We start from the raw sequence: 14,553 nt of genomic DNA, 5'->3' as shown, positions 1-14,553 counted from the left end.
GTGGCCAGGGTCTATCCCTCTCGGCCTGCACGCAATTCCTGCAAACGGATCACCGAATTGATGCCGAGCCAGGCGAAAGGCTCCGGCGGCAGCCTGGACGGTTCCGAGTGATCCATGAATTCTTCGAGTTGCCGGGATGTGGTCCCGGTCGAGAGTTCGGCGGCCATGACGCCCGCATAAGTGCTCTTGACTGTTCCAAGCCCGTTCTCGCAGCAGGCCGAGTACAGGCCATCCTCGATCTCGCCAAWGGCCGGCACATGGTTGCGGCTGAGGCAAAGTCGGCCCGTCCAGCTATATTCGAGCGGCACGTCCTTCAGGCCCGGAAACCGCACGTCGAGGGATCGGCGATGCTCGTCAGCCATCTTCTTGACGCGCTGCTCGCTGACGGTCACGGAGGTTTCGTAGGTGTACCGCGTGCGGATCGCGATGCGCGATTGGCCGCCGGAGGTGATCTTCCTCACCGTCGCGCCCATGGCGTCGGCGGGAAGCAGCGCCCATCTGTCTTTGCCGGAAACCTTGCGGCCGAAGTCCTCCGCGGGAAAGGCTGCGGTCATCGAGGCATAGGCCATGATGTGCATCAGCCGGCCTGTGTAGTAACCGAAATCCTCGATGTGGCCGTTGACACCGACGATCACCTTGGGCGCAACGACGGTGCCCTGCGGCGTGACCGCGGTCCAGGTTCCGCCCTCACGTTTTAGCGACGTGACGGGCGAGCGCTCGAACAGGGCCACCTTCCCCGACAGTCCGCCCGCGAAGTCGCGGATATAGTCAGCCGGCTGGATCAGGACCGCGCCAGGCGTATAGAGCCCGCCGAGGTAATAATCCGACCCGCTCAACTCCCGCATCTGCGCCTGGTCGAGGAAGGTGTGGGCTTCGCCATTGGCCGCCAGCGATGCACCGAAGCTTTGGTTCAGCTTCAGCCCGCGCGCCGAGGCCGCGGCATTGATCTTGCCGGAGCGGTCGAACGTCTCTTTCGACATTCCATACTCGGCCGCCGCTTCCGCCGCGAAACCGATAGCGAAGCGGTTCTGCGCCATTTCCAGTTTCGTGGCGTCCGCACCCCCGCTCGCATATTCGCTTGACGAGAGGTTGTGCGGCACGTCGATCATGAAGCCGGAATTCCGCCCGGCCGTGCTCACGGCCACGTCCCGTGCCTCCAGGATGACGATCTTGTCGTCCGGGCGGAGCTGCAGGAGGCGGCGGGCCGCCGAAAGGCCGGCAAAGCCCGCACCGATGATCAGCCAATCCGCGGTCACGTTGCCTTCCAGGCTGCGGACAGGGAACGACCGGTTGCTGATCGCCTCCCAGCCCGATCGCCCATTTTCAGCCGGCAGACGCTTGACCGACACCGCTTTCATCTGACAGTCTCGTCCACGGAGCGCTCGGAGACGTCGATCCAGATCGTCTTCAGTTCGCAATAATTGTCATGGGCGAAGACCGACTTGTCGCGACCGCCGAAACCAGACTCCTTGTAGCCGCCGAACGGCGTCGATGCGTCGCCCTCGCCGAAGCAGTTGACGGTGACCAGGCCCGCACGGATATCGCGCGAGATGCGGACCGCATTCCTCAAGCTGCCTGTATAGACGGAAGCCGTCAGGCCGTAATTCGTGTCATTGGCAAGTGTGACCGCCTCGGCGAGGCTCTCGAACGTCGTCACCGACAGGATCGGCCCGAAAATCTCTTCCTTGAACAGGCGGCTCGACGGCGTGACGCCCTCGACGACCGTCGGCTCGATGAAGATGCCGTCACGCGTTTCGCCGCCATGGGCGATCGTCAGGTTCTCGGTTTTGACATCGTCGAGGAAGGACCTGACCTTCTCGTAGTGGCTCTTGCTGACCAGCGCGCCGATGCGGTTTTCCGGATCAAGCGGATCGCCCGTCTTCCATTCGCGCATATAGGCGCCGATACGCTTGAGCAGTTCATCCTTGATGCTGGCGTGGACAATCAGGCGCGACGACGCGCTGCAATTCTCGCCCATGTTCCAGAACGCGCCATTGACCACCTGCTCGGCAACCAGATCGAGGTCTTCGGCATCCTGGAGAACCACGGCCGGGTTCTTGCCGCCGCATTCCAGCACGACCTTCTTGAGGTTGGAATCGGCAGAGTAATGCAGGAAGCGGCGGCCTGTCGGCGTCGATCCGGTGAAGGCCACCATGTCGACATCCATATGCAGGCCCAGCGGTTCGCCGACGTCGCGTCCGCTGCCGGTGACGACATTGAACACGCCTGCGGGAATGCCGGCCTCGACTGCCAGTTCGGCAACACGCAGTGTCGTCAACGTGGTTTCCTGGGCAGGCTTGACGATGACCGAGCATCCTGCGGCAAGCGCCGGCGCGATCTTCCACGCCAGCATCAGCAGCGGGAAGTTCCACGGCAGGACGCAAGCGACCACGCCGATCGGCTCGCGGACAACCATCGCCAGCGCATTGGGGCCGACTGAATTGGTGTTGTCATAGAGCTTGTCGATCAGTTCGGCATGCCAGCGGATTGTGTGGATCGTGTCGGGAACGTCGACCGTCTGGCATTCGCGGACCGGCTTGCCGCTGTCGAGGCTTTCCATGACCGCGAGTTCGTGGCGGTTTTCTTCAAGCAGCTTGGCGAACTTGAGCAGCGCTGTTTTGCGCTCGCCCGGTGTCAGCTGCCGCCAGCGGCCATCTTCGAAGGCGTCGCGAGCCTTTTCGACGGCATAATCGACATCCTGTGCGTCGCAAGCCGCGATCTCGGCGAGAAGTTCACCGGTCGCCGGATTGGTCGTCTTAAAGGTCTTGCCAGACTTGGCCGGACGGAAAGCGCCATCGATAAAGGCATTGGCGGGCAGTTGGAGGTCTTTGGCGATTGCCTTGTATTCGGCTGATGTCAAAGGTTCATGCATGGTTGGCTCCCGACGTGATCTGGGCGACCGTGCGCTTCAAAGTGGCGACGACAGTCTCGAGGGTTCTTTTTTCTTCGGAGGTCATTCCGCGCAGCGGCGCGCGCACCGGGCCAGCCTTGAGGCCGATGATCTCGCAGCCGTGCTTGATCGACTGCACGAACTTCCCGCATTCGAGGAAATCCATCAGCGGCAGCATCGCCATCATGATGGCGCGGCCCTTGTCGAAATTCTTTTCCAGCACACAGGCTTCGTAGAGAGCGACATGCTCGCGCGGCAGGAAGTTGGAGCCGGCGCAAACCCAGCTCTTGGCGCCCCAGGCGAAGAATTCCAGCGCCTGGTCATCCCAGCCGCAGGACAGCGCGATATGCGGGAATTTCCGCGCCAGCAGATGGACATTGGCCATCTCGCCGGAGCTTTCCTTGATCGCACGGACATTCCTGGATTTGCCGACGCGGGAGAAATATTCGTCGCCCATCATCACGCCCATGCGGGCCGGATAGTTGTAGAGCATGATCGGCAAGTTGGCCGCGCGGTCGATCGTGAGCGCGTGGATGGCGTTTTCCTTCTCCGTCGGCAGCGCATAGGGCGGCGAGGTGACGAGGATCGCGTCCGCGCCGATCTCCTTTGCCGACTGGGCATAGGCCACAGAATCTTCGGTCCGGATTGCACCGGTGCCGATGATCAGCGGCATGCGGTTGCCGATCACCTGCTTGGCATAGGCAGAAAGATCCATCCGCTCCTGCATCGACTGGGCGTAATATTCGCCCGTCGAGCCGCCGACGATGATGCCATGCACCTTGGCTTCAATGAGGGATTCAAGCACGGCGGCATAGGCCGTCTTGTCTATTTGACCGTCCGGTCCGTGCGGCGTGATCGCCGGCGTGTAGATGCCTTCGAAGTTCAAGACGATTTCTCCATTGATGCGGCGGGGATGTCCACAAGGGCGTCCGCCTTCATTCCCTCTGGCGCGATGAACACTTCCATGTTCTCGCGCGACAATTCCCAATGCTCGAAAACCAGATCGACGACCGTGTTTTCGTCATGCGCGGCAATCGCTGCGATGAAGCTGTCGTGATGTTCGACAGCAAGCTGGAGGCGGCGCCGCATATCGTCGTTCCTCGGGCGGAAGAACGTGTGGCCGATGCGAGCATGATCGATCAGCAGGCGGCCGAGGCTCGGCTGCAGATAGGCGTTCGCCGACATCTCGCCGATGATCTCGTGGAAACGGTTGTTTTCGAGCACCATCGCTTCGGCATCACCCGACACGCTCGCGGAACGGAACCGCTCCTGGGTATTCTTGAGATCGACGAGCTGCTTGGACTTGAAGTTCTGGGCGGCGAGACGACCGATCGCGGAATAGACCAATGGCGCCACCAGAAAGAAATGCCGCATGGTCTGGTGGTTCATAGGCACGACCCGTGCGCCGCGGTTCGCCCGGATCTCGACATAGCCTTCACCTTCGAGACGGCGAAAGATCTCCCGTACCGGCGTGCGTGAAAGGCCGTACCGCTCGCTGAGGCCAGCCTCGTCCAAGTCCTCGTCCGGATCGAGTTCCATCGTCAGAATCTGACGCTTGAGATCGTCGTAGAGAGCGTTCTTGCCACCCTTCATCGCCTCCTCCCGCGCTCGCTTCTGATGTGATGACCGGAACTTTGCACGACGCCGAGCGGGAGTCAAGAAGATTGTATAATATATGTACACATTTATTATACTGACATTGTACAGAAAATTGAAGGCGTGCGAAATCCTGGTCAAATCGACTGGAATCATCGAGGCATGGCTGGACAGCTTCGTTGAGCGTTTGGAGGGTGGATCTGGCGAATTGCACGGCTGCAGGCGCCGGCAGTGCAGGCGGCGGCGAATTCGCTGTCCGCACCAAATGTTGATTTCGCTGGTTTTACGAAATCCGAGGCCTCAAGGCCCGCTTACTTTATGAAGATCGGCAATGCCGCCTCGGACGGATTTGTCAATCGCAACGCTGGGCAAGCAGTGCTCTTGTTCAGGTCGCGAGCAAAGGCCGTCCCTCCACAAGGGCGTCTGCCTTCATGCCCTGTGGTGCAATGAACATTTCCATGTTCTCGCGCGACAAATCCCAATGCTCGAAGACGAGATGCACGACGGCCTCTTCATCATGTCGGGCAATCGCTGCGATGAACGCGTCGTGATGCTCGACGGCGAGTTGAAGCCGTTGACGCATGTCGTCATTCGTCGGGTGGAAAAAGGTATGGCCGATCCGCGCATGGTCGATCAACAGGCGGCCAAGGCTTGGCTGAAGATAGGCGTTGCCCGACATCTCGCCGAAAATCTCGTGAAAGCGATTGTTTTCAAGTACCATGGAGAGGGTATCGCCGGACACCGTCGCTTTGCGAAATCGGTCCTGCGTACTCTTGAGATCGTCGAATTGCTTGGGCTTGAAGCTCTGCACGGCGAGCCGCCCGACGGCCGCATAGATCATCGGCGCGACCAGGAAGAAGTGGCGAAGCGTCTGATGGTTCATCGGAACCACCCGCGCGCCGCGGTTCGCACGGATGTCGATATACCCCTCTCCTTCGAGCCGCCGGAAGATTTCGCGCACCGGCGTGCGTGACAGCGCGTATTGTTCGCTCAGGCTGACCTCATCCAGGTCCTGATCGGGCTCGAACTCCATCGTCAGGATCTGCCGCTTGAGGTCCTCGTACAAATCGGTTTTGCCACCCTTCAAGGGAAATCTCCTGGTCGCGGTCGTCACACTCCTATGCGTCGTTGCACGCGGTTCCGGCTCAAGTCAATCTTGCCTGCCTGGCAAATGATTGGCTTTGCGCGCAAAACCTCTCCCGACAGATGCCTGTCGGGAGCGCTTCAGGACCAACAATTGGATCTTCGATCAGCCGGCTCGGCAAATCGCTCGAGCGGTAAAACCCACCCGCTCGGCAGCGGTTACTTTGCCGCAGGTGCCGTCAGACCTGCTGCCTTGAGCAATTCCTGCTGCCGCAGAGTGCTTTCCGCCAGCAAGGCTCTGTAGCGCTCGATGATGCGGGCGCGATGCGCGTGGTCGGAAACCGCATCCAAGGCGCCGACGATCGAGCAGATCGTTTCGCCGACTTTCCTCAACTCATCCAGAAGCGAACGGTCATCGGCAAGCCGCACAAGTTCCGCCTTGGTGACCTGACCCACGCCGAGCGGCGTCCTGGCGCCCTTGGAGCGATAGCCTTCCGGGAGATTTCCCTTGCCGTTGGTCACCATGCGGTTGCGGATCGCGTCGACGATTTGATCGACAGCCTGCTTGGCGCCCGCCACGCGGGTCGGGTGGTCCGTGTCCGCCGCAGCGTGAGGTAGGAGCTCCAGCTTTTCCGCATGCTTGGGAAGCAGCGAGAGATAGGGTTTCATCGGTCCGGTGACACCGTCAGCAGTCTTGAAGACGTCGGCATCGATCGCCGCGTGACGGACCTTTCCGGATGCCAGGGCCTCGTCAAGAGCCGCCACGTCGACCAATTCCCCACGGTCATAGTTCAGCAGCACCGACCGGTCGTTCAACGCCGAAAACACCTCGCGGTTTACAAGCCCGGCATTCGAGAATGCGCCGGTTTCCGGATTTTGCTTTCCGAGGCCCAGATGGACGGAGAGGACGTCGGCGCCCTTGGCGGCACTCGCCGGGCTATCCGCATAGTCATAGCCTTCGGCGAGGATATTGCCCCGATGGTTGGGCCTGGCGTAGATCACCACATCCATATGGAAGGCCTTTGCGATCCGTGCCAGGGCACGGCCGATATTGCCGTAACCGAGAATAGCGATTTTCTTGCCTTCGAGCTTCTCCGTTGGATATTCCGCCAGGTTCTTGCCGGTATCGAAGTCGTTGTTGACGACGCGATCGTGCAGTTCTCCGACCGGGAGATCGGGCATGACCTTGAGCAGCGCCTTGAACGCCATCTGCGCCGTGGCGCGGCTGTTGATGCCCGGCGTATTCATAAGCGGCGCTTCGCCGCCTTCGCCGTTGGGGCCGCCCCAGGAGGCGGAACCCATATTGCCGGTTCCCGTGCCGATGCGAACACCGCCGAGGCGGAACTTTGCTTCTTTGGGAATGAAGGTCGCTGCAGCGATCACCGCGTCATATTGGCCTTGGTCGGTCTCCGCGAGGATTTCCGCGGCAGTGCTCAGATGCGGCTGATAGAAAAAATGAATCTTGCCGTCTTCCGCTGCATTCGCGGTCTTGGCGCAGCCCTCGTGGAAGGCGCCGCCCTTCTCACCGATATAGGCGGCGAGTTCGCTGTGATCGAGACGCCCCGATTTGTCGAAGTTGAGACCGATGGCGTCTGCGATCAGCACCTTGAACGTGCCCTCGCGCACCGCATCGGAAGCACCGCTTTTGCCTGCGTCTTCGATCGCCACGCCGCGCCTGGCGAGTTCCTCTTCGATGACGACGATCTTGGCGCGGAGATAGGCGTAATTCAGGTTTTCGAGCAGCGTCGGGATGTCCTGAGGATCGCGGATTCCGCCGATCCAGGCGCGATAGTCTCCGGGTGTTCCCGGAAACGCATTCACATAGCGCGCGGCGTCCAGTCCGGTCTCGTGCTCGCCGTTGGGATGCGTGATCCCCTCATAGCCCAGGATTTGCTTCGAGCGGGCAATGATCCGCGGATGCAGTTCCGAAGACGAGATCGCGCCGTCATTGACCCTGAGAAGCGTGACGGCCGCGCCGCGGCGCTCCGGCTCTTCGACGACGAGGCCGAAGAGGGGATGACTTGCCACCCATTCATCGACGATCTTGCGGTTGGCCGCCGAGCGTTTGTTGAGCTCGATCACCGAGCCGACGCGGCGCCCGGTCTGCAGCAGCCCGAACGTCGTCTCGGCGAAGGCGAGCGCACTATAGGTGTTGATCACGCCGCCCAGCATCTTGTCCTGCTCGGCATCGTAGAACGGGCCGGCATCGACGGAGCGCTTGCTGCTCAGCGGCTGCTTGGGATCCAGCGGCGGTGCGATCTTCAGCTGACGCGGAATAGCCCAGGATGGATTGCTCTGGTTCCGTTCGATCAGCGCCAGTGCCGCGGGCGTGAAGGAGGCGACGAAATAGCCGGACACACCGCCGATCGCCTTCTGGAACGGCATAAAGAGGCAGCATTTGGCCATCACGGCGCGCACGACCTCGGGTTCCCAAGGCATCGCACCGAGCATCGAGGTGGCGTCGAACACAGCGTGTCGGTTTTCGGGATCGCCATCCAGCCATTTCAGGAGCTCATTGATCTCCTCGTTGGTATAGGAGTTGGCGCCTGTCGTTTCATGGCCGACGCCGACGAAGATGGAAATGCCAAGCTCGGCCAGCGTCTTCGCCGAAGGGATCGCGCCCTCCTTTTCGGCGAAGTGGATGCGGTTCTCGTCGCCCTTTTCCGCGAAGCGGTGCATTTCGATGAGCTGTGTCGCCCAGGACTGGCGGAAGAAGCCGGAGGCCCCGGCACCGCTGCTTTCGGGGCGCGGCGTATCGACATAGACCTTCTGATCGGCTTCGTTGGCGTTCAACAGGTGCTGGACGCAGACGGTATAGCCGCTGTGGCCGCCGCCCAGGCCGACGGCGATGCGGTTGGATTTGGGAAATTCGAAGTAACGGTGGATCGCCCGCATCATGTCGAGCAGGATCTTGTCGGCGGGATAGCCGCGATGCATGCTGCGCGACAGTTCCGCCGTCGTGAACGCGCCGATGTCCTTGCCGGCATCATCCAGCTTCCGGTAGGTCGCTTCGATCCAGCGATCGAATTCATAGCGGCGAAGGCGACTGTGGACTTCGTCGGTCGTCGCATCGGTGATCGGACCAACCCCGAAGAACGGATTGGAAGGGATGGACGGCGCGCCATCCTTCGTCTGCTCGATCGCCTCGGCCCTCGCTGCCTGTAATTCAGCGTCCGCTATCATGCATGCCCTCCCCAGGATTCAAATTGCGGCAGTCGCCACGCTTCCTGGTCATCGACCTTAATAGCACTGTCTCGCGATCATCGCGATTTTCCCGCCGATGCTGGGTATAATTGCGACATGGCGGCGTCGGAGAACAATAAATACCGAGCCGTTTTCCGCCTGCGATGCGACGCGGTGATTTGTCCCCGCTGGGTGGATCAAACGTCGGGATTCACCAGTGCGCTGCCGTTTCAAAACCACCGAAGCTCGGAAGCGTAAGTTCCAGCTATCTCTCCTTCGTAGTAGCCAACTTCAAGCCGGCCACAACCACGGCATTTCAAGCGTCAGGCGCCTCGCCAAACTGAGCGCGTAACTCGCCTTCAGGAAAGCTGCAGGCCTCTGCTCCCTATCTGCAGACGAGAATATGTCCAATACCTGGCCGAGTGTTTGGAAGCCGGCATTGCTCATTCTTGATGCATTATGGCCGGCAACTGTTACCCCGCCTCCATGATGGTCAACGCCGATCTCGGCGGCATCGATCAGGCTCTGCCATGCGTCGTTGATCAGTTCGACAGTCGCAGAAGGCGGCGACGTTGAAAACGACAGCGGCCTTCGCCCAAGGAAGGCGGCGACGTCACGCACCAGATGCGTCGCGGTCCGGGCAAGGCTGGGCTTGGTGAACGCTGCGATATCGTCGAGACCGAGATTGCAGATCGCTTCGCCGTCGCCGAACGCGATCGGGCGCAGCCGGAAGACTTGTCCATCGATCGACGCCAATGCCACCACCGTACCGGACCACCCGGCAACAGCCATTTTCTCGACCGCTTCGAAGAGCGCATTGCGATCGCGTCCATGCGCCAGCGACAGGGATATCCATCGCCCCTGACCATCCTCCACCGGCCAGGAGAGAACCTGCGCGAGATCGTCGAAAAGGGGGCGCGCCAACCTGCGTGGCCTGATGAACACCGGTTCGAACGCCCGGCCTTCCGGCGCCACTGTCAAGCGGTCCAACAAGCGTTGCCGCAGCAGCGCCCAGTCATCGAATGTGCATGGCCAACCGAGCACATCAGGAAAGATGGTTCTTCCAACGATCGACACGCGGCTCACCTGGCCGCCCGACAGGCGCCCATCACCGGACACGGAAGCACCCGCAAGCAGGATTTTCGATCCGCACAGGCTGGAAAGCGTGCCGCCACCCCAAAGGCTTTCGGCCTGATACGCATGCGCGGGATCAAACGTGCTGTCTTGGCCGGCTGCACGCGCAAACGTCATGGTTAGCCAGCGATCGGAATCCTTCTGGTAGAAAAAGCCCGTAACCCCACGCGCGCCCGACACTGTTGTCCACACATCCGCACCACAGCCCGCAAGACTGAGATCGCCCGCCGAAGCATAATCCTGACGCACGACGCCATAGAGGTGCGCCGCCTCGCCCGGCGCGCTCTTGCGCAGGCCGTTGACGAGAGCGAATGCCGAGGCACAGAGATCGAGACATTCATCGGCATCGAAGGCGAGGTTGCGATTGCGGCGATTCCTGATCTGGCGAGAGAGTGCCCGGAGCATCGCCGACAGCCGCGGCAACGCCTCGACCTTCGACGAGACGGCCAATCTGAATAGATGCTCCTCAAGGGAAAGCGGCGCCAGATTGAAGGCGACCCGTGTGCATTCCACCAAAGCCGCCGAGACCTCCGCCAGGAAGGACGGATCGACCGGATCGGCCGACGCGACGGGGCCGGAAGGCACGCTTGCCTCCTCCGTCTCGACCAAACCCGCCGACCTGCGCGCGGCAAGCATGGCAGCCACATGATAAGTCTTGCGCAAAGACACGCCAACTTTGGAGACGATACCGTCCAGCCCCTGGCCCGCCAAGATGCGCACTTCGACGCCATTGTCTGGAAAAAAGACCTCCACCACCCCCGGCTGCCGGACCGCATTGCCGGTTTCAACAAGTTCGAGCGCGGCCTGCCAGGCGGCTTTTCCGGCCCATTTTCGCAACATCTCGGTGGAGAAGCCGGCGATTTCGTCATCGAAGGAGCCGGTGTCCGCAGCCGTCTCCGCATCGCCAGATGACGCCTGGGCGAACAGCACCGCGGCCAGCCGATGCCGGCAGATCCCTGGCGCAGAACAGGTGCAGGCGGCGAATTTGGGACCTCGGGCATCGATGCGAACCACGTCTCCATCGGCATTTACAAGCAGGCCGTCCGGCTCGACTGCGGTGATCGCGATCTTGCCCACTTCCACGTCGCGCTGCGCGCGCCGGTAAAGACCCTTATTGGCCAAAAGGACCAAGGCAGCCTCGTCATAGACCGAAAGTGCGGTCGCCAGCCGGAGCGGGATCATGCGATCACCTCGCCGAGCCAATCGGCAAAACGATCTGGCGTCAATGCCGCGACGTGCATGCCGGCCGAAGCCAGCCGCTCGGCGGCAGAGCGATCGTAGACCGGTGCCGCGTCATCGGAGAGCGCGGCGAGGCCGATCATCGTCACACGGGCGGCATGCAGCCGGCGAATGGCCGCCACCAACGGCGACAGCGGGCCACCCTCGCAGAAGTCGCTGAGCAGAACCAGGACCGTGCGGCTCGGCTGCTCGACCAGTTGTTCACAATAGGTCACGGCGCGGCAGATATCCGTTCCGCCACCCAGCTGCACGGACATCAGCACCGAAACCGGGTCCGACGCCTCCGCCGACAGGTCCACAACACTCGTGTCGAAAACGACCAGTTTGACGTCGAGCGACGGGAGACCGGCAAGGATGGATGCCATGACAGCGGCGTAGAGCGTCGAGTCGAGCATCGACCCCGACTGGTCGACGCAAAGGATGATCCGCCAGGACAGGAGCCTGCGGCTTCGCCCGAAAAAGCGCAGCCGGTCCGCGATGATGCGCTTGCGCCCTGGATCATAGTTCTTCAGATTATCGCGAAGCGTGGCGCGCCAATCGAAATTCTGCATCGACTTGTGCTGGCTGCGGCGAAACCGGTTCGGTCTGCCGGACAGCGCCCGGTCGATCTTGGGCTTCAGCCGCGCCATGATCTCGTCGACGACGCGGCGGGCGATCTCGCGAATCTTTTCCTGCATTGCAGGACTGGCACGGCCTTTGAACGACAACAGCGCTTTGAGAAGGTCGCGATTGGGCTCGAGACTGCCCAGCAGCGCGGGGTCGGCCAACAGTTCGGTCAGGCCCAATCGATCGATGGCGTGTGACTGGATTGTCTCAAGCACGGATTGGGGGAACAGCGCGCGAACCTCTCCAAGCCACCGCAGAGCCGTCAATTGGCTCGGATCCAGGCTGCCCGGACCCACAGCCTTGTCGCGCCGCATCCCCCGCTGCTCCAGTTCCCGCTGATAGAGATAGTCGAGCGCGCGATCGGCCCGCCGGTCTACGGCGTCGAGAGTGACATCGGTCATCGCCGACTGAGCATAACGCCCCAACACCATACGCCACCGGCGAAGGATTTCCGGCGCATCCGTCATGCCAATCCAACCTCGGCCAGAAGTCCGGCGATGCGACGGTCGACCCCCATATTGACGGCAAACACAGCCTCGGGCACGCTGAAGCCCTGGGTCAATTGCGCCGGCTCGCCGTTTCGTTGGGCCGCCACGAAATGCGCCAGCCTGTCGATATCGCGCGGATCGAGCCGATAGAATGCAAGCCGCAAATGCGGCAGCAGCGTGATGAAGCCTTCGCCGTCGAGTGATGCAAGCGCCCTGTCGACCGCAGCAATGAGTGCCGGCGCCGCCCAAAGCAGTTCGCGCGACACGGCAATGACACCCTGCAGATATGCCACGCAGGATTTCGGCTCGGCATAGGCGCCGCCCAATTCTCCGGAGACGCGCGCACCCAGTTCCTCGGCCGTCATTTGCCGGCTCAGGCATGACAGAGCCGCGATCGCACCGGCAATGGCAGGACTGAGTTCGGCGCGCCGCAGCCTCGCCACCGCCTCGTCAAACAGCGCAATGTCCATGCCCTCCACAGCATCTTTCGCCAGGGCTGTGACCTCGCGCAGGATCACCAGTGCGTCGAGCGCTCGCGCTATATGCTCCTCGCCGCAGGTCTCCAGGTCCGGCAGCAAGAACAGAGCACGCCGCCAGGCGGCGAGCACCAGCATTCCGACTGGGCTCCGGTCATCCAGCCCGATGGCCTCATTGTTGCGCCACAAGGCGAGCAGATCGCGCAGGGCCTCGGAGACCGAAGCAATATCCGGATCGACGGCGATCTCGTCGGCGATGAAAGGTAGGATAGAAGCCACCCTATCGGCTATACCCGCCTGACAGGCGGTCACCAGCAGCCCGATCGCCTCGACAGCATCCCTGCCGCGCCCCTCGGCTCTCAGCGCCGCCAGCCGCCGCATGGCTTGCGCCGCGACGGCGGCCTCAAGCGTGTCGCCGTCAACCGAGCACTCGATCAACCGTGCTTCCACCATCGGCGACCACATCACCGACCATTGCTCGAACAGGCGGTCGAGATCGACTCCAAGCCGAAAATCAGGGCCGGCCAGCCGCTCGGCAAAGCGCGTCTCGATAAAAGCCATACCGTGCAGGAAACGGCTGGCGGCGCGATGACGATCCTTGCGGTAGATATCGAGGTCGCGCGTACGCCGCTCGCCATCGTCAAGATTGAAACCCAGCGACCGGGCGCGCGCTCGAATCGCTTCTATGAGCGGTGGCGAGCCGGCAGATGGCGGTATGTCGCCGAGCGCGCTACCGGTCATCCAGGCAAGAAGTTCGGCCATGACCGGCGCAGCATCGCCGCTTTCCTCGCCTTTGAGCATGGTCGACCGGCATGCGTCGACAATGTCGTCACGCATCGGCCCTGGCCGACCGCGAAGTTCCGCCAGTCGATGGGCATTCTCAAGCGACGCGGCCAGAACCGGAAAGGGTGGCGCAAAGTCCGGCAGATGCGCTCGAATATGCCCCGCAAAGCCAGTGATGATATCGGTGGCATAGGCCGAATAAGGCTGGGCTTCGTTCCGCCGCTGCCACAGGCCTTCATAATAAGCGGGCAGAGGCAGGCCGGCGCCATAGCCGCTAAGCGCATTGAGTTGCCGATGGCCATAGCGCACCAGATAAGATTTGCTTTTGGCCGACGCGATTTCGGCCGTTTCTCGGGTCTCCGATGGCGCCAGGAGTGCACTGGCATGAAAACCGCCGACGACGGCGACAACCGGTCCTTTGGCGCCCCGGCAAACCTCTGCGATCAGTGCGCGCATCTGTTTTTCGCGCGCCAACGTACCGTCCCGCTCCATTGAGCCAGGATCGGTGGATGCGCGGATATGCTCGCAATAGATCGAAACATCGCCGAAGAACCTACGCCAATCATGCTGATGAAGCCGCGTTTCGAACAGATGGTCCCAGACTTCGTTGCCGTCCCGGCAGCCCAGCGTCACACATAACGCGCGAACGTAATCACCGCTGTCGAAGCGCAGCTCGTCATTCAGCAGCACCCGTGCCTCGCTGTCGTCCTGGAGGGCAAGCATCTCCATCGGCAGATCGATGAAAGCCGCTTGGGCGCCGGAGATACGGGCTGCAAGCAACGCGACATATTCGGGACTATGCGCACAAAGCGGGAAGTAGCTGACCGAGCGCCGGGATGGCTCTTTCTGTTCCTGCATCGAAACCACCGCGACAGGCGGCCGCGTTGCGGGATCGGTTATCAACGGGATCATCGGGTCGAAGTCGCACGGCCCCTCGATCAGGATATGGGCCGGGCGGACCTGCTGCAGAAGTGCTTCAAGATGCGTGGCGCAGGCAGGGCTGTGGTGGCGGACCGGCACCACATAGAGATCGCGCTTGCTGTCGTGGAGGCTATCGGAAAATCCGGCCATCATC

9 protein-coding genes are annotated in these 14,553 nt (G+C 61.8%); all 9 read right to left on the bottom strand.

What is annotated here, in order from left to right:
• Positions 1-11: 11 nt before the first annotated feature.
• The 9 genes from AC1DYF_RS31050 to AC1DYF_RS31010 all read right to left on the bottom strand — a co-directional run bounded on the left by AC1DYF_RS31050 (position 12) and on the right by AC1DYF_RS31010 (position 14,552).
• Positions 12-1,358, bottom strand: a complete 1,347-nt coding sequence (locus AC1DYF_RS31050) for an NAD(P)/FAD-dependent oxidoreductase (RefSeq protein ID WP_477881507.1) — start codon at positions 1,356-1,358, stop codon at positions 12-14.
• Entirely contained in the window at positions 1,355-2,872 is a 1,518-nt protein-coding gene (locus AC1DYF_RS31045; RefSeq protein WP_477881505.1) for an aldehyde dehydrogenase, read from the bottom strand. Before AC1DYF_RS31045 ends, AC1DYF_RS31050 begins: the two co-directional genes overlap by 4 nt.
• The gene (locus tag AC1DYF_RS31040; RefSeq protein WP_477881503.1) at positions 2,865-3,776 is read right to left on the bottom strand and encodes a dihydrodipicolinate synthase family protein; all 912 of its coding nucleotides are present in this window, start codon (positions 3,774-3,776) and stop codon (positions 2,865-2,867) included. The genes AC1DYF_RS31045 and AC1DYF_RS31040 overlap by 8 nt, the downstream gene beginning before the upstream one ends.
• Positions 3,773-4,483, bottom strand: coding sequence for a GntR family transcriptional regulator (locus AC1DYF_RS31035; RefSeq protein WP_477881502.1), 711 nt, complete (start codon positions 4,481-4,483; stop codon positions 3,773-3,775). Before AC1DYF_RS31035 ends, AC1DYF_RS31040 begins: the two co-directional genes overlap by 4 nt.
• Positions 4,484-4,871: 388 nt before the next feature.
• Entirely contained in the window at positions 4,872-5,573 is a 702-nt protein-coding gene (locus tag AC1DYF_RS31030; RefSeq protein WP_477881500.1) for a GntR family transcriptional regulator, read from the bottom strand.
• Positions 5,574-5,788: 215 nt separating this feature from the next.
• The gene (locus AC1DYF_RS31025; RefSeq protein WP_477881498.1) at positions 5,789-8,752 is read right to left on the bottom strand and encodes an NAD(P)-dependent oxidoreductase; all 2,964 of its coding nucleotides are present in this window, start codon (positions 8,750-8,752) and stop codon (positions 5,789-5,791) included.
• Positions 8,753-9,043: 291 nt separating this feature from the next.
• Positions 9,044-11,068, bottom strand: coding sequence for a hypothetical protein (locus tag AC1DYF_RS31020; RefSeq protein ID WP_477881497.1), 2,025 nt, complete (start codon positions 11,066-11,068; stop codon positions 9,044-9,046).
• Positions 11,065-12,198: a VWA domain-containing protein gene (locus AC1DYF_RS31015; protein ID WP_477881495.1), complete on the bottom strand. Its 1,134-nt coding sequence runs from the start codon at positions 12,196-12,198 to the stop codon at positions 11,065-11,067. Before AC1DYF_RS31015 ends, AC1DYF_RS31020 begins: the two co-directional genes overlap by 4 nt.
• On the bottom strand, positions 12,195-14,552 hold the full coding sequence (locus AC1DYF_RS31010) for a DUF5682 family protein (RefSeq protein WP_477881494.1): 2,358 nt from the start codon (positions 14,550-14,552) through the stop codon (positions 12,195-12,197). Before AC1DYF_RS31010 ends, AC1DYF_RS31015 begins: the two co-directional genes overlap by 4 nt.
• Position 14,553 lies beyond the last annotated feature (1 nt).

The sequence above is a fragment of the Rhizobium sp. P2_G9 genome (assembly GCF_056403475.1).
Note: the sequence above shows the minus strand (reverse complement) of the source record. Positions and strands in the feature narration are given on the sequence as shown.

Bases quoted from the DNA above. Each gene is read 5' to 3' on its own strand.
- AC1DYF_RS31045 (WP_477881505.1), bottom strand. From the start codon at position 2,872: ATGCATGAACCTTTGACATCAGCCGAATACAAGGCAATCGCCAAAGAC.
- AC1DYF_RS31035 (WP_477881502.1), bottom strand. From the start codon at position 4,483: ATGAAGGGTGGCAAGAACGCTCTCTACGACGATCTCAAGCGTCAGATT.
- AC1DYF_RS31025 (WP_477881498.1), bottom strand. From the start codon at position 8,752: ATGATAGCGGACGCTGAATTACAGGCAGCGAGGGCCGAGGCGATCGAG.
- AC1DYF_RS31020 (WP_477881497.1), bottom strand. From the start codon at position 11,068: ATGATCCCGCTCCGGCTGGCGACCGCACTTTCGGTCTATGACGAGGCT.
- AC1DYF_RS31015 (WP_477881495.1), bottom strand. From the start codon at position 12,198: ATGACGGATGCGCCGGAAATCCTTCGCCGGTGGCGTATGGTGTTGGGG.
- AC1DYF_RS31010 (WP_477881494.1), bottom strand. From the start codon at position 14,552: ATGATGGCCGGATTTTCCGATAGCCTCCACGACAGCAAGCGCGATCTC.